Source organism: Methylobacillus pratensis, from assembly GCF_054072455.1.
In genome coordinates, this window is record NZ_JBSUSR010000004.1 from 208,969 (window position 1) to 231,729 (window position 22,761).

The following is a 22,761-nucleotide window of genomic DNA, read 5'->3' on the forward strand; positions in this document are numbered from 1 at the left end:
TTTTTCATCAAAATTCGTACTGCGCTGTCAATCCCATTGCAGTTGATTCAAACTCAAATGCTGATTGGGAAGAATTCCTGACATTTCTACTCACATAAGAATTCAGTCGCAAAGCAAGTATTGGTCGATAGGACAAAGAGATCGTGGATACTTTTCTGGTATCTTCTCTATCATTGTTGACATTGAAGGCATCACCAACAAAATCAATCGTTTCGTAGCGATAACTTGCTTGGAGTGCAATTTTGCTAGTCGCATTCCAAACGCCACCCACATTTAACCCCTTATTAAGGGTGTAGCTTGAAGTAACAAAAGACTGCGCATTTGCTTCTCGCCACATCGAGGCATTCATGGAAGTTTTTGGGGTAATACTCCAATTGAAATTTGCTCGTCCATTCCAACCACGGAAATCTCGTTCGGAAAAATCATCATGCTTACGCTCTACCCAGCCAGTTAATACTTGCAATCGTGTTTGATCAGAGTAATTCCAATCCACATTCAATTTAAGGGAGTTCTCGTCGTAACTGTTATCAACATCTATCAAACCAACCCGCTGCCTCTGGGGCCGATCGCCTCGGGTGTGCCGGTAGACCAACCCAACCATGCTCTTGGTGGGACTCAAATAGTCCAGCTCAGCTTCCTGGGTATACTCGGTAAGGTTTGCGGCACGCTGTGAAATATCGCTGTACTCAGCCTCATTTCGCCTAACGGTTCCGCGCAATTGCCACCGTGGGTGCAAGCTTCTAATGACATCTAGCACTGTAGAGTCCTGTGTCAATAGATTGAGTGAGTTACCCCGAAAATCACCAAACGGGACCATGGACTCTTGATGAGACGCTTCCAGGCGACCCTTCCAATAATTGCCAATACGCCAATCCCATCGACCAAGGAATCTCTTTCCGTCGTTATCTAAAAAAGAATTTCTATCAAACTTGGTCTTGGTAACGCTGAGATCAGCATAAAGCGTCTGGCGGCTGATTTGCTTGTCTAGGATGATCCCGACGCCTGTTAGCAAAGAGGTATCGGCAGTGTTTCTACTGCCCGTTGCTAGCTCAGCCTGTCTTGCACTGCTGAATTTTCTGAGGTTGTCATCATAGGAGTAGATAGCCTTGACGTACGGCCTGACAACATCCCCCTCCAATGCCAGGACAGGGCTAGCAAAATAGGCTTGGCCCATCGACAGCACGCCAATAACAACAGCTTTTCGTAGATGTGTTGATTGAGATGATTGCAAAGAAGTACTTTCCCCAATTGCTACCAGTAACGCCAATTACCGGTATAGATGATCCAAACTCCCAATACACCGTTGGTCACCGCATGGGCGATGATCGGCATCCATATTTTTCCGCTACGAATATAAAGCAAGCCGTATGCCAAGCCAGCCAGCAAACCGGCAAGCCACTCGGTGTGCTCTATAGCAAACAATGCGGATGAAACAAGCAAGGCCAAGATGCTTAATTGCCGCGGGTCGACGTTGAGGAAGTGTTGATTATGAATCCAGCGCATCAAGAATGAACGCCAGAACAGCTCTTCCATCAGGGGCACAACCAGTGCAGCCCCCATCACTCTTGTCGCCATTAGCAGACAGGCATCTGGTCCGCTTTCTGGATTAAATCCTTCGGACTGGTCGCCAAGCAACATCCATGGTGCATCCAGATTGATCCAGGCGATAAATACTAGCACACCAATAGCAATTGCGCTCAACCACGACGTTGCGCTCAACAAGGATATGCCGCGTAGCTCGACGTAATGCTTACGTAAAACCCAGAGCAATATGGCCACGAGGCCTACCTTGATGCCATAGAGCCAACGCAGGTCAAAATCAGCAGGCGCGAACCGAGCAACCAGATCCACCGCTACCATGAATAGCATATATAGCGCAAATGGCGCTATACGACTCCAAATCGGCATATTCAACCGGGATAAAAACATATGCTAGAAAATCAACTTAATCAACCATGATACAAAATTTTGCCCACAAATGATATAAGTTCTCATTTGGATAGTCTGTTCGGACTAAAAAATAAGTCGGCATAAAGCCGACTTATTAGATGCTACTGAGCTACTGCGATAGATTTATGACAAATCCTTGCTTTTGCGACGACGTGCCACAACACCCATCAGGCCCAGGCCGATCAGCATCAATGCATATTCGGATGGCTCAGGTACAGCTGCCACACGGAAACCGCTCAACCAGATTTCTTGGAACTGACGTCCGCCTTCGTTGCTGGATGCGCCTTGGATGATACCAATAGCATTGCTACCAAATACATAGGTGTACTGGGATGCATCCACGCTCAAGAAATAAATACCGGAGTTAGGATTGTCTTCACCGATACTTACATCAGTACGAATCGCAACCTTGTCCAGATCGAGATAATCACCTGCAGCGGCATTGGCAGCATCGTAAGACGCTACATAGCCAGAGCGGGATGGATCACGCAGACGGTAGCCATCTTCAGCTCCACTATAAATGCCCTCAGCAAAATACCAAGCGGCAGACACCGTATCTACATCGGAAAAGCCAGTACGAACAATGGAGTTGATTTCGGAGATACCTCCGCCTCCATGGATATTACCTTGCGGGTAATTAGGCAACAGTTGGAAATAACTTCCGATAATCAACTGGTTAGTAGTTGCATCAATCCATACGGTATCGATGAAATTGCCAACCTGAATGCTGTTGTTCACAGGAGAGTATACGGCAGTAGTGACAGAAGCCTGCTGAGTCCAGCTGGATGGAATGCCACCAGTCAGGAAGAACGGGTCTGTCAATACATTGTTCACGCTGCCAGGAGTGCGCTCGCCTGTGTTCAGGACATCGACAAAACCACCGGCATAGACGCTGCTGACACTAACGAGCGCCAGTGCAGCACTGGCAATAGCTTGCTTGAATACTTGTTGCATTTTTTTAAATCCCCTCTTAAGTGAGTCATTACCTTATGAGCAGGCAATGACTCCGTTCTTGATAAACTGCTATCTCCATAGTGCTTAGCGTCGTGAGATGCCAAGCCCTGGCTTTTAAGCCAGATTTTGCTTTTTGCGGCGTGCAGCCACAAAACCTACTACTCCCAAACCAAGCATCATCAAAGCATATTCTGATGGCTCAGGTACTGCAGCGACAGTTGGCACGAAACCACCAATAAAGCCACCAACGATAGCTTGGCCTTCTTCACCAGCTTGGTAGTAGCCAATTGCCTTATCGCCCCAGACATACTCTGTAGCATCGGTCTTTACGAGGAACAGGCCGCTGTATGGGTTGCCCTCGCTTACACTGATGTCAGACTTCTGACGCACAGCGTCCGCGTCAAATGCAACGGAGGAATTATAGGAAAAGTCGTCAGTACGGCCGGTTTCATATAGACGCAGGTCGTAATCGGATAGGAATAGCCATGCAGAGGCAGCGTCATATCCATCAAAACCATAGCGATAGAGGAAGTTCACTTCCTGGTTATTATTGACTTGGTTGATATAGCGGGTACCAAATACCAAGGAATCGTCTCTGCTGTCACGGAACACGAAATCATAGATAGTGGCCTGTGCAACGCCAGGCAACAACTCAACCCCGGTTGTCACGTGATAGTCGAGCAAGGTCAGCACACCAGCACCGCCGCTTGCAGAATAAGAAATCGAAGTCGCAATCAACTGGCTTGGATTGCTGCCATATCCACTCAGCCATGTATAGCTAGTGGCATCCAGGAACAGAGGGTCCCGGAATGGATTATTGGCACCAGCAATCAAACCACCATTTGCTGTGCTCAGATTTGCCAAGTCATCACGCAAGTTAACGAAATCACCTGCATATGCAGACGAGGCCGAAACCAGCATGGCAACTATTGCCATAGACCTAAAACTCATCATCAATCTCCTTTTATTTAAGATATGGCCAAGCCTCTATGAACGAGGCTCCCATTACTGACAGTCATGGTTTGATATTGACTATCACCTGCCACTACCTGCAAATTCCGGGCCTAATTGAAGTGATTAAGGACATGCGCCCTCGCAACAGCGTCGATGAGAAATAACCATTACGAAACAAAATATTTACAAATCATTTACATATGAAGGATCAATGTAGAATCAGGCGATGGATTTCTCATCGAAAATAGTCCAAACGGACTATTCCAACCCAAAGGAGGAAAAATCCATGCCTTGCAATTTCTCCTCCTCATTTCGGCTATAAGCAACCAGTTCGGCTATCCACAACCACCAACAACCACCTTCTACTTGGGGCTATCTGGATTGGCAGAAAGCTTTTTCCAATTAAGATCAAATGCCAAACCAATCCAGATAGCACGAGGGGCTCCTGGCCCAATGAAGGTGGTGTTCTGCCATTGAGAGGTATCAGGGTTGAAGACGCCGCTCGAACCGAACGGACTGCGCCCTAGGTCGCCGGCAGTGGCATATTCTTTATTGAAAATATTGTCTGCCTTGACGAAGAGCGTCATGCCATAGTCAAACTTATAAGTAGCCCGCAAGTTGAATATGGCATAGCCCGGAATAGTGCCTTTGCCAATGTAGTCGTAAGGATCGCGGTCAGCATATTGCGCATCTCCGGGATAGCCGGCATGCGTGGCCGCCCTTGGTCTATGTTCATTATTCTCATTTCCACGTACATAAGAGAATGAATGCATGATCATATTCAACGTGGCATCAAACCTGTCGCTTAAACGGTAATTCCAATTAGCCTGCACAATATGCCTCGGCATCCCGGACAAGCTGTCCCCCGGCTCAATATTCACATAGGACTGCAAAGTTTGCGGAGCGGTATTGCTGCTGTTATTGGGATTGATGGCATTGGCTGGCGACTCAAAGGTGGCCAGTAGATAAGTGTAATTAACGCCAAACCTGCTCTTGCCCACTTCTCCCCTGAAGCCCATTTCTATGCCCTGGCGCAGGGTTTCACCGAAGTTGTCGAATACGCCACGATTTTTTCGTCCCAAGGGCATGAACAGAATGTCGTCTTTAAGCTCCGTCCTGAAGAGTCCGGCATTCCAGGTCATGCCACGATGACTGCCACGCAGACCGATCTCGTATGAAGTTGAGCGCACCTGCTTCAAATAAGGATCCGCAGATAAAGAAGTGGGAATCGAACAGCCATACTGAAAATTGGTGCTGCCAGGCTGGTTATCCTTAGTATGATCACGCGCACAGCCAAGCTCGACAATAGTAGGAATGCGCGCGCCCCGGCTGATATTTCCATAAAAGCTCAGGCTCTCCATCGCCTCCCAGACCACCCCAATGGAAGGGTTGAAACTTTTGTACTTGTAATCCCCATCAGTACAGACAAAACGGGCAAAAGTGACAAAGGGGTCGCCAGGCAACGGGCAACGCTGCCTTCTTGGGTCCAGCAACCTGCCGCTATTTCCATTCAACGGGTTTGCAGGGTTGATTTCAAACTGATAAAGATCATTGCCAAAGTCGGACATTAATTCATTCACCACATGCGACCAGTTAAACCTCGTGCCGTAAGTGATGTGCAGATTGTCCTTGGGAGACCAGGTGTCGCTGAAAAATAAGCTTTTCGTTGTACTGTGCCCTTTCAAGTCATTGCGCAATACAGGATACTTTGCCGCATACAGCCCGTCCCAGTAATACCCTTCATCCCTGACATTGTTGACTTGACGGTCAGCGTCAAGCTCGCCGTACATTTCCTGTTGTTTGAATTTGACCTTGTTCTTGTCAAAGCTTCCTCCAAACACTATTTGATGGTTTCCCACATCCCATGCCGCTTGCAAGGTCAATCCGAAACTGTCCTGGTTCAGGTCGGAAAGATTGAACCGCCCATTGATGTAATCAATATGCAACCGGCTAACAAGCTGCTGATACTCATCATAAAAATCGCCATTCATCGCGGACTGGCGCATCTTGCGCTTATAAGCCAAGGCAGAGATGACAAAATTATCACTTACGTCCCAGCGACCATTCAGGTTGTAATGATCCAGTTTGTTGGTGGACTCATCGGGAGAAGTGAACACCCATTTACGGTTGGTCTCCGCCATTTCGAAAGGCAACAGGCCGTTGCCGGTCAATGCGGTATCCACATTGAGCACGCTGAAGTTGAGCTCGCCTTTGGGCAGCTTCAAACTCGCGTTGTTGTATAGCTGGCGAAGATTGCTGGGCGAATTGCGTCTCCAGCCGTCTTCCTCAAAGTGGTTATAGGCCGTGAACAATCCCAGGACGCCATTATTGATGCCATTGGAAAGCTGTACCTGCTGGCGTCCCCAAGCGCCAGAGACGACTTCCCCGCGCAAGAAATTATCGGTAAAACCAGTCTTAGTACGAATGGCAAGCGCGCCCCCCAAAGTATTCAGCCCGAACAATGGACTTGAGCCCGGCAAGAGGTCCATGGACGCAATCGCGTTCATGGGCAATAAATCCCAATTCACGACATCACCAAAGGCCTCATTAACCCGCACACCATCCAAATAAACGGAAATGCCTTGCGGGGTGCCCAGCATGGGTGAGGCGGTAAAGCCACGAAAGTTGAGATCTTGTTGGAAAGGATTGCCTGCGTAATCATTGATGCTCACCGACTGCATGTTATTGTTCATGAATTCGGTAATGTTGATCGCCCGCGACTCCGAGATTTCCTTTCCGGTCGCGCTTTGAATATTGGTTGCGGCCTGTTCCCGGTCAATGCCTACGCCAGGCAATGGGCTGACGATGCGGACACGTGGAGCCCGGATCACGATCTCCTCCACCCTGATGGCAGGTTCGGGAACCGCGTTTCCCTCCTCCGCGGCAATATTTGCTTCCTCTTCTTCTGCAGCGACTGCCAACCCTACAGAAGTCCCCAGCATCAACAGCAATGCATAAATGATCTTACGCTGGCGTATGCTCCCCAGCTTAACTCGTACCGACACGCTCTCTCCTTCTCCATATCCATCATCTTGTTTTTTCTAATGAATACCGGCTTTCCAGCCAGCTTGGAGAGCAATCCAGCAAAAGTTAAGCCACTTGTTTAACACCCATATAACAGGCTGTTTTCATTATAAAATCTATAAAATCTGGATATGTAAGAACAGGGTGATGGTTGTATACACACCCACATGGCTGTAGCCAATTGGCTATATGCAGCCATATCGAGCAGAGTGAAGAAAAGCAAAAAGCCACCGGATGGTGGCTTTGGAATATTGGTAGACCCGAATGGACTCGAACCATCGACCTCTGCCATGTCAAGGCAGCGCTCTAACCAGCTGAGCTACGGGTCTATTTGCTCTTGAGAACAAGAGAGCTGCGCATTTTAGCGCAATGCCCCTGGGTTCGCAATGCTGAATGCCAAAAATGTAAGCCTGCATGCGCAGAGAACACGCCGCTATAATAATGACTAAGTTCAAACCAAGGTTCTTCATGCTTCCTTTTGCCATAGCCAGCCACCATATCGACCAAATTACTGACGGCATTGCCGAGCGAGGCTACGTGATCGTGCCTGGGTTCCTGCCTGACACGTTTATTCAATCATTGCGTACTGAAGCCATGGCGCTGCAGGAAGCCGGCAAGCTGCAGCGCGCGACAATAGGCAAGGCTGGAAACAACCAGTTGGATAGCAAGGTGCGCGGCGACATGATCCATTGGCTCGACCATGCCGATGCCAGCCCGGTGCAACAAGAGTTTTCCGCCATCATGGAAACCCTGCGCGAATCGCTCAACCGCCACCTTTTCCTGGGCCTGTTCGAGCTTGAAAACCACTTTGCCATCTACCCTCCGGGCGCGATTTACAACAAGCACCTGGACCAATTTCGTGGCAACGAGGAGCGGCAGGTCAGCTGCATTCTTTACCTGAACGAAGACTGGAAAGAGGAATACGGCGGCCAGCTTCGCCTCTACCTGGATGGGAAAGAACCCGAGCCTTATATCGACACCGTACCGTTTGGCGGCACGCTGGTCGCATTCCTCTCCGGCAGGTTCTGGCATGAGGTGCTTCCGGCGTCGCAGCCACGCGTCAGCCTGACCGGATGGTTCAGGAAGCGCGGGCCCGGCCTGACATGACTTTGCCAGGGCTCGACCACCTATTCGACCCGGAACAATTCCGTGCCAGCGGCCATGCGTTGATTGATGCGCTGGCCGAGCAGCTCTCCCATGAGTTGGAGGGCAATGCCAGCCTCATCCAATGGCAACCTCCGCTTGAGGCGGAACAAGCATGGCAGCAAACCATGCCGGAGTATCCGGAACTCCGCCCTGAGGACTTCACGGACTGGATCCGGCAGGTAATATTGCCCCGCAACCTCGCTATGCACCACCCTCGCAGCATGGCGCACCAGGCAGCGCCGCCCTTGCCCATGGCGGCGCTTTCCGACCTGGTGGCGGCATTGAGCAACCAGGCCATGGCGGTCTACGAGGCCGGCCCGGCCGCCACGCTCATCGAGCGCCAGCTCATCCGCTGGCTTAATACCCTGATCGGCTGGCCGCAAGGATCTGGTGTGCTGACCTCGGGCGGCAGCCAGGCCAACCTCACCGCGCTGCTGGCAGCCCGGCAAAAGGCGGGAAACAACATATGGAGCCAAGGCGTCAGCACTACGTCACGGTTGCGCATCCTCACGTCAGCGCTTTCACATTATTCCATCAGCCGTGCTGCAGGCATCATGGGGTTGGGCGCGGAAGCGGTCATCGCTGTCGCAGTGGATGCAGAAGGACGAATGTCCACCGAGGCCCTGAAGCAAGCGCATGACATGTGCACAGCACGGCAGGAAACCGTCATGGCGGTGGTGGCGACCGCAGGCTGCACAGCCACCGGCAGTATCGACCCTTTGCAGGCAATAGGGGAATACTGCTGCTCGCATGGCCTTTGGATGCATGTCGATGCCGCCCACGGGGCCTCGGCACTGCTTTCGGCAGAACATCGCACAAAGCTGGAAGGCATAGCGCTGGCGGATTCCGTCACCTGGGATGCGCATAAGCTGCTGTACATGCCCGCCACGGTCTCTGCCGTGCTGTTCCGCGACGAAGCCAGCAGCTATAGCGCATTCTCGCAGGACGCCTCTTATCTGTTTCATGAGGACGACGACATAGAAGCAATGGGTTTCAATACCAGCAGCCGCACCTTGGAATGCACCAAGCGCATGATGGGGCTGAAATTGCTGGCGGCATTCAAGCTCTACGGCAGGCAGGGAATAGCGTCTTTGATCGAGCATGTATTCTCGCTGGCTGGACAGTTTGCCGGCCTTGTCGCCAAAACCCAACACTTTTCATTATTGATGCTGCCGCAGACCAATATTGTCTGCTTCCGCTATTTGGGCAATGCCGCATTGGATACGGCAACGTTGAATGCCTTACAGATGGATATCCGAAAAAAACTGCTGCAACAGGGGTTATTCCATTTGAGCCAGGTCGATATCGACGGCCATATCTGGCTACGGTGCACATTCATGAACCCTTATACCCAGCCACTGCACCAGCAAGCCCTATTGGAAAATATTAAGCTTATCGGGGAAAGCTTGCTTATACAGCCGGCTTGATATTCGCAAGCGCCAATAAAAAAGGGCAGGTGAACCTGCCCTTTTGCATTCCCAAATGCCGTCTGCTTACTTGCCAGACTCCAGGCCAGCCAAGCCGGCCTTGATGAAGCTGTCTACCGCATTTTGCGCAGTCTCATCGTCCTGGCCTTCAGGCGGTTCGTTACCGGTATCGAAACGGTAGAAACGCGCCATCCAGCTCACCTTGGAATTGCTGCCGTCGGCCTCCACCTTGATGCGCCCGGTCAGCGAGCTTACCGGCAATGCCTCGAGGGCAATCTCGCCGCCCAGGCGGTATGACAATGTCTTGTTGGCGGCGTCCAGCTCGTCCACCTGCTGCTGGATCTTGCCTCCGTTTTGCAGAGTCAGGTTGGCGGTCTTGTCGTCGACGGCTTCGCATGCCTTGACTTCAGGGTGCCACTTGGCAATGCCGCAAGGCTCGGCAATCTTGGCCCAGACTGCGTCCGGGGCTGCCTTGACCACCACCGCCTCATCCGTCTTGCGCGGAGTAGGGCCGTGAGCAAATGCGGGCGCGGCAATGGCAAGGCTGAGTATTGCAATTAATAACTTCATCTTTTCTTGAACCTCAAATGTTGTTGAACGAAATCGAAAAACCTTGGTGGCATAAAGAACGCCAAAATCAATAAAAGAGCTGGCAAGGCGAACCATGGCCTGAGGTCGGTCTTGCCCGACCGCCATGTCGCCATGCCGGTCGCTGTGGCATCACGCGCGAATCCATGCGGCGAATCCAGGCGCTCGTATCTAAGACCTGTGGTTTCGGCCAATTGTTTCAGTTCTTTTTCATTCAGCCCGGAAAGGTTGGCTTTTGTATCTTCTGCCGGGTTGCGGCCGTGGGATGCGTTACGGCGGTTAAGGCCGTCGTCCTCCTCCTCGACCTCCATATCCTTTTCCATTTCATGGACCGACTTGGAGGTGAACATGCCGAACGTGGCGAAACGCATCACTTCTTCCAACTCCCAATAGCCAATGATATTGTCGTGCTCGTCCAGCTTGGGAATCCTGCTCAGCTCTTCCTTGCCTGTACCGACCAATATGCCGCCGACTTCGCCCGGCTTGCCCTCGAACTTGGGCAAATAATCAGGGTTGGAGGGCGGCGCCTGGTGCCCGTCGGTAAAGAATGCCAGGTGCACGTCGGGCCCAAGCTTGGCTGCCAGCTCGATGCCGCTCAATACGCCGTGGGTGATGAATGAATCCGCCGCCCAGGCCATGCGCCAATCCATGTGGTCTATGGTTTGGTCCAGCGCGGAGAAATGCGCACAGACCTCGAGCGGCCGCACGATGTTCTGCGTTCCGCGTTCGGTAAACATGCCAAGGGCGACGGTGGAGCCGCAAGGCAGGTCGCGCAATGCTTCGCGCATGGCTTTCTTGGAGAGCTCCAGTCGGCTGATGCTCTTCCCGTCCAGCGTATAGTCACGCACGTTCATGCTTTGGGTAATATCCAGCACGAAAAACCAATCGAACACCCGCCGCGGCAAAGTGGCACTGGGACTCAGCATGGTGATCGCAAGCAACACCACGCTTGCCAACATCATGCGGCCGCGCAGGTCCAGGCTGGAAAATTTAAATCGCTGCAAAATCAAGGCATCCCTCTAGGAAAACCGGGAATCGACGGCCAGCCGTCAGGACGCTTTTCGTCTTCCTTCACTTCATCGTCATCCTCGTTATAGCGGTTTGGCGTCTTCACCCCGGCAAACGACGGCGACAAGCGCAAAGCAAGCTCCAGGTTGTATTTGGCCTCGATCCATTCAGGATCGATGAGGAGCGCCTTGCTGTAGTTCTCCTTGCACAACGACATCAACGGCCCAACCTTGTCCCAGGAAACGTAGCCTTCGCTTTCGAGGATATCCACGCTCTGGGCAAGATACAGGTTGCCGGAATTGAAATACGCGGCTTTACGCAGCTCGTCATCCCCCTTGGCAGCGGCTTCGACATAGAGCTCGAGCGCCTGCTCGGTTTGCCCTTGCTCTGCCAGCAACCAGGCATCGGCAAACAGCTCGCGCGCGGACTTGCCTGACTGCGGCTCTCCTGCTTCCAACTTCTGGTTGTAAATACCTGCACGGTACAAACTCACACTGCTCCAGACCAGGCCCGCCGTAGCCAGCACCAACAAGAGCAACATCCACGGAAATAGCCTTAAACGGCGCGCCATCTCTTAACCTCCGTCAGGTGTAGGGCAAATAATGCTGCGGCACACAACAGCGACAATAAATAGAATATCCAGCTCAAATCCTGGCGCGCAGCGGCTTCGTAATACTTCACAGGCTGGTTCTTGAGCTCGGCGATGTCGGTCAGCGCCTCTTCGACCGCTTTTGGGCTTTCCGCTTCGTATATGTGGTAGTTCACACCCAACGTTTTGAAGTAATCATGCAACTGATGCTCGGGATAAGCATCGAGGTCCTCATCCTCAGGCGCATTCTTGATGCTGACGCCATTGGCAGAACGCAGGTAAACCCAATACAGGGAGGCGCCCTGGCGATGGAACATTTCGCGCAGCAAATCCTGCGTCTTCACATCCAGATGCGCCCCGCCATCGGAAACCAGCAGGATCGCCCGTGCGCCGGTAACAGGACGTCCCTCGAAATAATCCAGCGCCATGCCGAGGCCGCGCGCCACCGCGGTAAAGCCCATGCCGCCCGCTTCCGTGGCACGCAATGCGGCCAGCACCGCCTCTCGGTCGCCACCCAGGGGCGCAACCAAGATGGGAGAGGTGCTGAACGTCACCATGCCCAGCAAATCCTCGCGGCTCTGGCTCACAAAAGACTGCAGAACACGGCGTGCCGCCGCCATTTTCGACTCGCTATCACTCTTGGCGGAGTCGGCGAAACTGTCATTCATGCTCGCACTGCGGTCCAGCACAATCATGACGTGCGCACCGCGCCCGACTTTTTCCAGCTGTTGCTCGCCCCAATACGGCCCGGACAATGCAATCGCCATTGCCGCAATAGCCAACGCCCCCGCCCAGCGCCAAAAGCGTTCTATCCACAGCGATAGCTCATCCTCAGGCAAGCGCAGAATGGAAGGGTAAGGAAATGCGGCATGGCCACGCACCAGCAATGGCACCAAAGCCAGCAGCAATAACGCCAGCCAGCCTGGCGCTTGCAGCCCGGCGCCCGCGTTCTGGAGAAACTCGCTCACGGCGTCTCCATCAAGCTCAGCTGGCGTGCCAGCTTTTCCACCTCGGCCTTGCTGATGGTGTCGGCCTTGCCCGCAAAGAACATCTGTTGCGTCGCCAGGAAGAATTTTTCTATCTCAGCCTGGAATTGCTGCGTTTCAGGATGCTTTGCAAAGAATTGCTTGAGGCCTTCCTGGGTGACAGCAGCATTGGCATAGTCGTTGAATGCACGGCTCAAAATCCGGATCGATGCCTGCAACCCGCCTTGCTGGTTGCGCAGGCGGCGGATTTCCCGCGCGGCCTTGCGGAAAGGGCTGGCATGCTTGCCGCGGAAAGGCAGATAGTCGAACCGCCAGGCAAAATAAAGAACAGCGACCAAGAGCCCGACGACAGACCAGCCTATTTGCTGCAGAATAGGTTCCAGCGGCTGCACCTTAGGCGCGATTGCCTCACGCGGCGTCGCCTGCTCCTTGGTCAGCATCGTGGGCAGCATGGGAGCCATCAGGACTTCGGCTGGCTGCAGACGCGCCACCAGGATCTCATCCCCCTTGCGGAACTGCAAATCCAGGGCGCGCAATGGAATCGGCCGGACATCCCGCAGGGTACGGAATACTTGCCAATCGAACAGGAGAGTATGCTTGACTCCCTTGCTGGTGTTCTCGGTTTTATGCACGACATCGCGCAACTCGATATGGGCGCCCGCACCAAGGCGCTTTGGTAATGAGCTTTCATCGAACTCAAAGCCTGCTGGCACTACGACCTCTACCCGTTGCTCGACGATGTCGCCGACACGGTAGCCGATGTCGCGCACGAACGATTGCGCATTGATGCTCTTTTCCGCAGCGAAAGCAGGCAAGGTCAGGAATAGCAAAGACAACAATACACGTCTCATCAACTAGCCTCCAAAAGATGACGCGTCAGCAAGCCGGCATCAAATTTGTCTTCAATAAAAAATGGTGCGCGGGCGCCGTATTGCCGGCACAGCTTCTTGAGTTCGCTCTTGCGTTCCAGGTAGCGCTGTTCGATTTCGCGCTTGAGGCTGCGCCGCAGGAAAATGGAACGGTCGCCTTGACCCTCCATATCCCTGACACGTGCCCATCCCCATTCGGGAAGGTCGCGGTATTCGCTGCTGTCCCACAGCACTAAGGGCACGACGTCGTGTACAGAGAAACTTGTCAAGGTATTGCTCAGCAATGCCTCATCCAGGTGGAAATCGGAAATCAGGAACACCAATGACCGGCTTGGCCGCACCTGCTCGATTGCGCGCGGCAAGCCTGTTGCCCCAGATTGGGGGCGAATGTCCGCACTCAGTATTTTCCGATGCAATTCCTGGGCAAGGCCGCGTCGGGCGGAGGGAGGACTAAACAGATCCTGCCGGACAACGTCATCACAGGCCAGCAGCGAAAACGAGTCCCCATGGCGTGTGCTGGACCAGGCGATTGCTGAAGTAATATCGGCAAGCAAACGCTTCTTTTCGGCATTGCCCGCAAACCGCATGGAAGCCGATACATCCAACAGGGCATATACCACGATCGCCCCGCGCTCGAAGAAGGAGCGCACCACGTAACGCCGAGGAATCACGCGGAGGCTGGCACGCAGATCCAGCCTGCGCGGGTCGGGGTTGTCCATGAAAGGCACATGCCCGGCAAAATCTGTCCCGCTACCGGGTGTGCGGGTGGCATGGGCTCCGGGCTGGGCACCGCGGGCACGCCAGCGCAGGTGGTAATAGAATTCCTGTGGTGTAAAACTTGCCAAAATAATGCTTGCCTGTCAGGGCCTGTGCAACCTACGGCGCAGGGATCTTGTTGAGTACGCCGCTCAGCAGTGCAGGGGCAATTTCATCGCGGCGCAATTCGTACGCCGGCGTAAAGAACACACGGTGCCCTACGGTTTCAGGGAAAACAGCACGGATATCATCCGGAGTCAGGTAATCGCGGCCTTCCAGCCAGGCGCGTGTACGCGCTGCCCGCATCAACATGGCCATGCCGCGCGGGCTGGCACCGCCGGCCACCAAGCGGCTGATATCGACGTCTTCGATCTCGATGCCGATACGCTCCGGATGGCGCAAAGCTTGCCAGATATTGACCGCGTAATCCTGCAAGGCAAGCTCGGAACGCACGTTCTCCTGAATCGCGGCGGACACCTCGTTCAGTTTGTCGTAGGGAACCAAGCCTGGCTCCAAGGTCTCGATCAGCGCGTCCGCATCGTGGAACCGGGTACTGAACATCAAGTCGCGCTGCAGCTCCTTATCCTCCGGTGCAGTCACGGACACTTCCATGAAGAAACGGTCGCGAGCCGCGGCTGGCAGTTCGAACGTTTCCTCGCGCTCAAGGCCGTTTCTATCGGCAAAGACCGTCAAGTGGGGAAAGGAATAGTCGCGATTGAAAGCATTGACGCTGCGCTCAGCCATCAGTCTCAGCAATAGCGAATGGGCTTGCGGCCGGGCGCGGTTGATTTCGTTGAAGAAAAATACGGCCAGGTTTTCCTCATGCCGCAACAACGGCCCAGGCGCCACGGCAGGCTGGCCATTCTGGTCGATATAGGCATGGTAGAGAAAATCACCCGGCATCAGGTCGATCGCGCCCTCGATACGTTGATACGCGCCGCCGAGCAAGCGGGAGGCCGCTTTCAGCAAGGTTGTCTTGCCAACCCCGACGTCGCCTTCAAGCAGGACGTGTCCGCGCGAGAAGATGGCAATCGTCAGTGCGCGAACCTGTCTCTCCAGTCCAAGCACAACCTTATTGGCAGACTGCTCAAATGATAGTGCACGCTCTCGCCACTCATTCAGATTTATTTGCTCTTGCATCTTAATTGCACCCTGCTGACTGAAGATTTTATTTAAATGGCACTTTGGTAAATGCCATTTAAATAAACCACCAAGACTGCCGCCTCAGTAAAAAGGCTGATGTCCGTATCCGAACATCAGCCTTCGACATATCACAAGCTTACTTCACGTCAAACTTGAAAGTGCCGGTAGCCTTTGCATTGGCAATACGCTTAGCATTGCGCTCATCAATTGCCTTGGTAGCAGCTTCTTGCTTGCTGAGTTCAGCAGCATCGTGCTTAGGATCGTACTTGGAACCAGCAATCTTCTCTGGGTAACCAGGCTTGGCTTGCCAGCAGTCGCCAGGAGCACGACAGGTTTGGCCGTCATATGCGAAGGCAAGGCCAGAGGCAACCATCGCACCTACGGTTGCTACTAATGTCAAAACGCGTTTCATTGATATCTCCTTGTGTTATGGTTGCTGGTGGTACTACTGATCTGCCGGAGGCCACCAGTCAGCTTTCCGGCAGAATTCCTAGTGCACGATTAACTGAAAATTAACCGTTGCGATGCTCAAAGGTATCCACTGCTTTCTTCGCCTTCGCAGGCTCAGTTTGCAGAGCACGCACCCAGCTCATCACATGCAAAATTTCATCAGGCTCAAGCAAGCCTTGCTGCGGACCCATTTGACCTGCTGCTCCACCATAAATGGTTTCAAACAGGCCCTTGTCTTCCAAATTGGTTGGATAAGTCCAATAGTCATCTGCCAATGCAGGACCCAGCTTGCCTTCAGCCAAGTGGCCATGGCAACCAGAGCAAGCCGTTGCAAAGATGACGTAGCCCTTATTCAAGGCTTCTTGGTCACCGTTGTATGGATTGACACCAGTATTCTTGAATTCCTTGAATTGCGGGCTTTCGGTTTCGCCTTCAAAATCCAAAGGCTCACCAGAAATGGTGCCACGGAAATCAAGGTCCGCTTGTGCAGGCATCAAGGCAAAGCCTGAAGCCAGAAACACACTCAAACCACCTACAACTGCTAATTTTTTAAACATTTACTACCCCGGAGTTACAAAAAAACTAGATTGGCAAGAGAGGAATGTGTTCTCTCTTGAGAATCGCATCAATCTCTTCCTGGCTAGACGTAATGGCCTTGTCCAACTCAGCCTTCAAGGCTTCATCGCCAAGCCGTACGCCCATTACTACTTCGTACTGCATAGGAATTTTGCTGCCGTTGGCACGCGTGGCGTTGTCTTCGATCAGCACCATATTTAACGGTGTGGGGGATTCCGCCACATACTTTGCAACTGTCGGGCCCCAAATGGCAGCAGCATGCAATTTCATGGTAATCACGTCATCGACCAGCTTGCGCTCGTCAATCTTGATGTAGCGATTACGCGTGGACTTGAAATCAGTCAATTCGGTCAGATAGTCGAACATGTCATCAAAACGGCCGATCTCAAGCATCATGTTCTTGGCAGGACTGTCAGGTAAGAATCCCAGCCTAAAGTTACGCTCCTTGAGATATGGATGATCCCAGGAGGCAATATCTATTTCCCTGTCCTTGCGTGTCACGAACACATAGCCGGACTTATAGTAGGTCTTGGTATTCAGGACGCGTGGATCGCCCTTGTCCAATCCCAGCAAAACATCACACTGCTTCTTGTCAAGAAAATCCCTGACCGAGTAACGCGCATCAGACCACCAAACAAATGAGACCTTGCGATTCATGGCCTTGCCGACTACTTTGGCAATCTCATTCTCAAAGCCCTGCTGCTTGTCATTCGAGTAAGGCAACTCGTCCTTACCTGCGCATACTCTCAACTCATCTGCCGCCTGGGCCTGCAAGGCCAACATTCCGGCAACACCAACCAATGCAGCCTTAACAGCACTGACACAGGATTTCTTATCAACAATATGCATGTGTACTCAATTCCAAAACGCAATTTCACTTAGATACCGGGGCAGACCTGCTGCCCCGGAATATCACATCAGCTTGCTTTTACTGAATTACAGGCTGAATACCATCAGGCCACCGCCCATTTGAGTGTGGTTCTGCAGTTCCTTGAAGGCACCTACAGCACCCAGACCAGCGCTAGGATCGGTCAGATCGAATACCAGACCAACACCAGGCCAACCACCCACACCGTACATGGAACCGATGTATTGCTTACCCTTGAACTGGTAGGTCATAGGAGCACCGATACCACCGGATGGCATCTTGAACTTCCACAGTTCCTTACCGTCGTCCTTGTCCAGGGCCTTGATGTAGCCATCAAGCGTGTTGTAAGCAACCAGGCCGCCCTTGGTAGCGAGAGTACCGCCCCAAACAGCGAACTTCTCCCACTTGGTCCACTTGTACTTGCCAGTCACGATGTCCATGGCGCGTACTTGACCCATTTCCTTCTTGGTTGGGCCGCTAGGTCCAGGGTACATAGCCAGGCTTGCACCTACGAAGAACTGACCAGCACGGTATGGCAGCATGAACGGCTCCCAATCCATACAAATGTGGTTCAGACCTGCGTAAACGATAGGCTCGTCAAGATCCAATGCATCCAGACCTTGGTTGTGGAAACCCATGGCGGAAGGACATACGTTGGTGCTCTTGTGGTCCATACGTGTGCTGAACTCAGGGTCACGTACTGGAGTACCTGTCTTGAGGTCAACCTTCTTGAACACGTTCACAGCTGGATCAACCTTAGCAGCTTGTACCAGGTTACCGTTGTCACGGTTCAGTGTGTACATGATGCCGTTACGGTCGATATGGGTCAGCAGAGGAGTTACCTTGCCGTCAACCTTGTGATCGGAAAGGATCATTTGGTTCACGCCAGCGAAGTCCCACTCGTCGTGAGGAGTCTTTTGGTAGCCCCACTTGGCTTCGCCTGTGTCCAGGTCACGCGCCCAGATGGTCATGGTCCACTTGTTGTCGCCAGGACGCATGGTTTCGTTCCATGGTGCTGGGTTACCGGAACCGTAGTAGAACAGGTTCAGCTTAGGATCGTAAGCGTACCAACCCCAGTTAGTACCGCCACCGATTTTCCATGCATCACCTTCCCAGGTCTTCAGACCCAGGCCGAATTGACCGTAGTGTGGATTGTCGCTGTTGAAGTTCTTGGCCAAACGCACTTCTTCGTCAGGACCAGTTGCAAAGGCACGCCATTGCAGTTCGCCGGTCTTCAGATTGAAGGAGTTAACAGCACCGCGAACACCCAGCTCAGCACCGGAGCAGCCAACCAGAACAGTGTTCTTCACAATGAATGGAGCTTGGGTCAGTGTTGCACCAACCTTAGGATCACATACTTCGATTTCCCACACGACCTTACCGGACTTAGCATCGAGGGCAACCAGCTTGCCGTCCAGCTGAGTCTTGACGATCTTGCCGTCGCCATAAGCCAAACCGCGGTTAACGATGTCGCAACATGCAACAGCTTTAACGGAAGCGATTTGCTTTGGCTTGTGCTGCCAGGCAATCACGCCTGGATCATTCAAGTTAACAGCGAATGTGTTGTTAGGGAACGCACTGTGGATGTACATCATGTCGCCAATCACCAATGGCGCGCCTTCATGACCGTGCAACACGCCGGTGGAGAAAGACCAAGCTGCCTTCAGGTTCTTGACGTTGCCTTTATTGATTTGGCTCAGTGTGCTATTGTGCTGACCAGTGTAGTTACCGGTTTGCAAAGCCCAGTTGTCTGCGTTCTTTGTCAGATTCTGCAGATCTTGGTTTGCCTGAGCACCTTGCATCGTCGCAAGCACCAGCAGACTGCTGACAGCAGCGCTGATACCGACGTGGGTTACTCTGCCTTTCATATACTTCTCCTCATTCTGGTTTGATTACAAACTCCCTGCCGATCGGTTGTTACTCGGCAGAAACAATTTTCAACAATTTGTAACAAGTACAACAGATGAAAGATTCCCGATTAGATAGGAAAGTATTCACACCAATCTTGTGACCCAACCTTTCCGGGAAGCATGATATTTACAGGGCGTATGGCTAAACTGCCTGAGCTACTTCCCCTAAATGGCTGGGGCATATTGCTATATTTAAAATATTGCTTTCGGGAAAATCACCCGAACAGCCTAAGGATTATGTTGAAACTGCCGTTCAAGAAAAAACGCCACAAGGTTTCCCTTGTGGCGTTTTTGTATAATCTCAACCAATAACAGTCAATTCATTGCGGCGAGCAAGGCGCCATATCCTGATACATAATCCGGGTAGATAAATTGATAGCCGCTCGACAGCATCCGCGCGTTACTCAACCTCTTGTTGCCTTGCACCGCCGGCATCGCACCGCTGACATACGCAATATTTTGCCGGTCGGCAAGCCAGCGCAGCAGCTCATGGACTGGCAAGGGCTGGTTGTCCGTCACCACATAGAGGCGCTCAGGCACGGTGTGCGCACGTTGCTGAACCAGGTAAGCGATAAACGCCGCGCCGTCATCGCGGTGGATGCGGTTGGTCCATGCGTTCCTTGCGGGCCACTGCTGCGGCGTTTGCGCCAAGGTGATCATGCGCAGGCGCCCTGGTCCGTAGATGCCGGAAAACCTCAGCACACTGGAAGGATAATCTGCCAGCAGGGCCTCTGCCTCCAGCATGCGCTTGCCGCTGAAGTCGACGGCAATGGGCGGCGTACTCTCATCCAGCCACCCTTCTGCTTCCTGGCCGTATACGCCCGTGCTGGAGACAAAAAACACATGCTGCAATGGAACGCTCTGCAATGCCGACAATACATTGCGCAAGCCCTCAACGTAGCTGAGACGGTAATTCTCATCGCTGTACTCGGTCGCTGCGACACAGTACACCAGTATTTCCGGCCGGACTTGGGAAAGCGGTTGCAGCGTTTCCGGCCGGGTGACGTCGGCAATCAGGGTTTGCACGCCTGCGGGCATGGGTTGCGCGGAACGCCGCAATCCCGTCACCTCATGCCCTTGCCCCGCCAGGCGGCGAGCCAGCTCAAGGCCAAGATCGCCGCACCCTGCGATCAATACCCTGCTCAACGCTGCTCCTTTGCCGGCCATTCGCCACGAAGGAATTTCTCCGCATGGAACAATGCGACGATGGTCTTGCCGTCGGTCAGCTCGCCGTTCCGTATCATCTGCAGGCACTGCTCCAGGCTGGCCTCGAACAATTGCAAGGCCTCGTCCACATCGCGGTTATGCTGCCCGGCGGACAAGCCGCGAGCAAGGTAGATGTGGATCACTTCATTGGAATAACCGATGCAGGGATGCTGCAGGCCGAGATACACCCAATCCGCCGCCGCGTAGCCGGTCTCTTCAAGCAGTTCCCGCTTCCCCGTCTCCAGGTGCGGCTCTCCTGCGTCGATCTTGCCGGCAGGCAGCTCGATGAACACGCGGGACAAAGGATAACGGAACTGACGCTCGAGCAATAAATTGCCGTTATCCAGCACGGGAACTACCACTACCGCACCGGGATGGATGACATATTCGCGCTGGCTGATGGCTCCCGAGGGCACGCGCACCTGGTCGCGCTTGACCAGCAGCATACCACCCTCGGCAATGGTTTCGGATGACAAGGTGACCTCGGCGAGGTCCTGGTCGTCGTATTGGTGATGACTCATAAAATGAACTCTTGGTGTGATATGGCGGGGGCGCAGTCCCTAGGACTTGCGCCAGAGATAACGATATACGAAACCCGGGAATGCGAACACGATGAACAAGCTGAAGGTGATGGCATAAAATTCCCAGCCCTGCGCAGCCACCTGGCCGATGCTACCGCGCTCGACCGCAATCGCGATCATGCCAACCGCGAAATACAGCGCGACTAGCTCCAGCAAGCTCCAGCCAATGGCTTTACGCTGGCCTTTCAACGGAATGAGGTAAAACAGGCGCTCGGAAAACCAAGGCAGGTTGGCCGCAAGCAATGCCAGCAGCAACAGGATCGTAATTGTCATGACGTACGCTACACTTCAGGCGCAGCGCATGGCTGTGCCTGACCTGATTATTGAATGCTGTGAATAATGGCATAGGCGCAGGCGTCCATGAGACGTTGCGGCAGCATGCCGAGTATGAGTAAACCAATAGCATTAATACTCAAGACCAGCTTCATGTCAATCGGCGCCGCAATCGCGCTATGGTCGTCCGGGTCGTCAAAGTAGACGTACTTGACGACGCGCAGATAGTAGAAGGCCCCGATCAGCGCCATGATCACGGCGAACACCACCAGCACGGTGAAGCCTGCCTGCAGCGCCGCCTGCAATACCGTGAACTTGGCGTAGAAACCCAGCGTCGGTGGGATACCCGCCATGGAAAACATGACGAGCAGCATCAGGAAGGCATACCAGGGATTACGCTGGTTCAGCCCCTTGAGGTCCTCCAGCCTGTCGGCCTCGAACCCTTGCCGGCTCAAGAGCAGGATGACGCCGAAGCCTGCCAGTGTCATCAGCACGTACGACAGGATGTAGAAAGTCGCCGAGGCATAGCCGTTCAGGCTGGCGCTCAGGAAGCCCAGCAGCAGGAAGCCGATATGCGAGATAGTCGAATACGCCAGCATGCGCTTGATATTGGTTTGCGCAATCGCAGCTATATTGCCGATCACCATGGACAGGACCGCCATGATGATCAGCATCCCCTGCCAGTCCGCTGCTAGCACGAACATGGCCTGGACCAGCAGGCGCACCACCATCGCGAAGGCCGCTATCTTGGTTGCCGAGCCGATGAACAAGGTGACCGCCGTCGGCGAGCCGTGATAGACATCCGGCACCCACATCTGGAACGGTGCCGCGCCGAGCTTGAACGCCAAGCCGGCAACAATGAACACCAGCCCCAGCACCAGCACGCCATGATCCGGCGCGCCATTGAGCAACGATTCTGCCACCTCGGCGACATTCAGGCTGCCGGTGACGCCATAGAGCATGGACATGCCGTACAGCAGCATGCCGGAGGCAAGCGCGCCGAGCACGAAATACTTCATCGCGGCTTCGGTCGAGCTGGCGTTGTCCCTGTCCAGCGCCACCAGCGCATACAAGGATAATGACAGCAATTCCAGACCGATGTACAAGGTGAGGAAATGCTGCCCCGAGACCATGACCATCATGCCCAGGGTCGAGAACAGCACCAATGCATAGAACTCGCCCCTGAACATGCCCCGCAACGAGACATAGGTCCGGGTGTAGATCAGGGTGACCGAAGTGGCCAGGTAGATTCCCAGCTTGAGGATATCCGCGAGCGCGTCATCCACGAACATGCCGTTAAACGCATATTCGATCACCGTGGAATGAGTCGTGACTGTAATCACGGCCGCTACAAGCAAGGTCAGCTGCGACAGCACATAAATCAGGAAACGGCTGGAGGGTTTGAGGAACAGGTCCAGCAACAGGATAAACATCGCCATCACGAGCACGACGATTTCTGGTAGTGCTGTCATCAGGTCAAGGGATATGGCATTCATGTCGGTA

22 protein-coding genes and 1 tRNA gene are annotated in these 22,761 nt (G+C 53.3%); 2 read left to right on the forward strand and 21 right to left on the reverse strand.

The features are described 5' to 3' along the window. Positions 1–7 precede the first annotated feature (7 nt). From epsL to ACW4YW_RS10520, 6 genes are all read right to left on the reverse strand, one after another. Entirely contained in the window at positions 8–1,267 is a 1,260-nt protein-coding gene (epsL, locus tag ACW4YW_RS10495; RefSeq protein ID WP_457137484.1) for an XrtB/PEP-CTERM-associated polysaccharide biosynthesis outer membrane protein EpsL, read from the reverse strand. Continuing rightward, positions 1,252–1,860, reverse strand: coding sequence for a CAAX prenyl protease-related protein (locus ACW4YW_RS10500; protein ID WP_457137485.1), 609 nt, complete (start codon positions 1,858–1,860; stop codon positions 1,252–1,254). Before ACW4YW_RS10500 ends, epsL begins: the two co-directional genes overlap by 16 nt. A 213-nt stretch (positions 1,861–2,073) precedes the next feature. Further along, positions 2,074–2,904: a PEP-CTERM sorting domain-containing protein gene (locus tag ACW4YW_RS10505; RefSeq protein WP_457137486.1), complete on the reverse strand. Its 831-nt coding sequence runs from the start codon at positions 2,902–2,904 to the stop codon at positions 2,074–2,076. A gap of 114 nt (positions 2,905–3,018) precedes the next feature. Continuing rightward, entirely contained in the window at positions 3,019–3,858 is an 840-nt protein-coding gene (locus ACW4YW_RS10510; protein WP_457137487.1) for a PEP-CTERM sorting domain-containing protein, read from the reverse strand. A gap of 362 nt (positions 3,859–4,220) precedes the next feature. Then, positions 4,221–6,863 carry a TonB-dependent receptor gene (locus ACW4YW_RS10515; RefSeq protein WP_457137488.1) on the reverse strand — a complete coding sequence of 881 codons (2,643 nt, stop codon included), beginning with the start codon at positions 6,861–6,863 and terminating at the stop codon, positions 4,221–4,223. Between the two features lie 271 nt (positions 6,864–7,134). After that, positions 7,135–7,211, reverse strand: a tRNA-Val gene (locus ACW4YW_RS10520). 139 nt (positions 7,212–7,350) lie between these two features. On the opposite strand from ACW4YW_RS10520, the gene ACW4YW_RS10525 reads away from it, so the two are divergent. After that, positions 7,351–7,989 (forward strand): 2OG-Fe(II) oxygenase, encoded by a 639-nt coding sequence (locus ACW4YW_RS10525; RefSeq protein ID WP_457137489.1) that lies wholly within the window; start codon positions 7,351–7,353, stop codon positions 7,987–7,989. Continuing rightward, the gene (locus ACW4YW_RS10530; RefSeq protein ID WP_457137490.1) at positions 7,986–9,455 is read left to right on the forward strand and encodes a pyridoxal phosphate-dependent decarboxylase family protein; all 1,470 of its coding nucleotides are present in this window, start codon (positions 7,986–7,988) and stop codon (positions 9,453–9,455) included. Before ACW4YW_RS10525 ends, ACW4YW_RS10530 begins: the two co-directional genes overlap by 4 nt. Positions 9,456–9,521: 66 nt before the next feature. Here ACW4YW_RS10530 and ACW4YW_RS10535 read toward each other — a convergent pair whose 3' ends face one another. The 15 genes from ACW4YW_RS10535 to nuoN all read right to left on the reverse strand — a co-directional run bounded on the left by ACW4YW_RS10535 (position 9,522) and on the right by nuoN (position 22,754). Next, positions 9,522–10,025, reverse strand: a complete 504-nt coding sequence (locus ACW4YW_RS10535; RefSeq protein ID WP_457137491.1) for an SRPBCC family protein — start codon at positions 10,023–10,025, stop codon at positions 9,522–9,524. After that, positions 10,022–11,047 (reverse strand): VWA domain-containing protein, encoded by a 1,026-nt coding sequence (locus tag ACW4YW_RS10540; protein WP_457137492.1) that lies wholly within the window; start codon positions 11,045–11,047, stop codon positions 10,022–10,024. The genes ACW4YW_RS10535 and ACW4YW_RS10540 overlap by 4 nt, the downstream gene beginning before the upstream one ends. Positions 11,048–11,049: 2 nt before the next feature. Further along, the gene (locus ACW4YW_RS10545) at positions 11,050–11,592 is read right to left on the reverse strand and encodes a hypothetical protein (RefSeq protein ID WP_457137493.1); all 543 of its coding nucleotides are present in this window, start codon (positions 11,590–11,592) and stop codon (positions 11,050–11,052) included. 14 nt (positions 11,593–11,606) lie between these two features. After that, positions 11,607–12,608, reverse strand: coding sequence for a vWA domain-containing protein (locus ACW4YW_RS10550; protein ID WP_407993938.1), 1,002 nt, complete (start codon positions 12,606–12,608; stop codon positions 11,607–11,609). After that, positions 12,605–13,477, reverse strand: a complete 873-nt coding sequence (locus tag ACW4YW_RS10555; protein ID WP_457137494.1) for a hypothetical protein — start codon at positions 13,475–13,477, stop codon at positions 12,605–12,607. Before ACW4YW_RS10555 ends, ACW4YW_RS10550 begins: the two co-directional genes overlap by 4 nt. After that, positions 13,477–14,340, reverse strand: a complete 864-nt coding sequence (locus tag ACW4YW_RS10560) for a DUF58 domain-containing protein (protein WP_457137495.1) — start codon at positions 14,338–14,340, stop codon at positions 13,477–13,479. The genes ACW4YW_RS10555 and ACW4YW_RS10560 overlap by 1 nt, the downstream gene beginning before the upstream one ends. 31 nt (positions 14,341–14,371) lie before the next feature. Beyond that, positions 14,372–15,391, reverse strand: a complete 1,020-nt coding sequence (locus ACW4YW_RS10565; protein ID WP_457137496.1) for an AAA family ATPase — start codon at positions 15,389–15,391, stop codon at positions 14,372–14,374. A gap of 139 nt (positions 15,392–15,530) precedes the next feature. Then, positions 15,531–15,806 carry a methanol dehydrogenase gene (locus ACW4YW_RS10570; protein ID WP_457137497.1) on the reverse strand — a complete coding sequence of 92 codons (276 nt, stop codon included), beginning with the start codon at positions 15,804–15,806 and terminating at the stop codon, positions 15,531–15,533. 100 nt (positions 15,807–15,906) lie between these two features. After that, entirely contained in the window at positions 15,907–16,401 is a 495-nt protein-coding gene (gene moxG, locus ACW4YW_RS10575) for a cytochrome c(L), periplasmic (protein WP_457137498.1), read from the reverse strand. Positions 16,402–16,426: 25 nt separating this feature from the next. Beyond that, on the reverse strand, positions 16,427–17,269 hold the full coding sequence (moxJ, locus tag ACW4YW_RS10580; protein ID WP_457137499.1) for a methanol oxidation system protein MoxJ: 843 nt from the start codon (positions 17,267–17,269) through the stop codon (positions 16,427–16,429). Positions 17,270–17,356: 87 nt separating this feature from the next. After that, on the reverse strand, positions 17,357–19,156 hold the full coding sequence (locus ACW4YW_RS10585) for a methanol/ethanol family PQQ-dependent dehydrogenase (protein WP_457137500.1): 1,800 nt from the start codon (positions 19,154–19,156) through the stop codon (positions 17,357–17,359). 357 nt (positions 19,157–19,513) lie between these two features. After that, the gene (locus ACW4YW_RS10590) at positions 19,514–20,344 is read right to left on the reverse strand and encodes an SDR family oxidoreductase (RefSeq protein WP_457137501.1); all 831 of its coding nucleotides are present in this window, start codon (positions 20,342–20,344) and stop codon (positions 19,514–19,516) included. Then, positions 20,341–20,925, reverse strand: a complete 585-nt coding sequence (locus ACW4YW_RS10595; RefSeq protein ID WP_457137502.1) for an NUDIX domain-containing protein — start codon at positions 20,923–20,925, stop codon at positions 20,341–20,343. The genes ACW4YW_RS10590 and ACW4YW_RS10595 overlap by 4 nt, the downstream gene beginning before the upstream one ends. A gap of 39 nt (positions 20,926–20,964) precedes the next feature. After that, complete coding sequence (locus ACW4YW_RS10600) at positions 20,965–21,258, reverse strand: DUF2818 family protein (protein ID WP_457137503.1); 294 nt, start codon at positions 21,256–21,258, stop codon at positions 20,965–20,967. A 47-nt stretch (positions 21,259–21,305) separates the two neighbouring features. Further along, complete coding sequence (nuoN, locus tag ACW4YW_RS10605) at positions 21,306–22,754, reverse strand: NADH-quinone oxidoreductase subunit NuoN (protein ID WP_457137504.1); 1,449 nt, start codon at positions 22,752–22,754, stop codon at positions 21,306–21,308. Positions 22,755–22,761 lie beyond the last annotated feature (7 nt).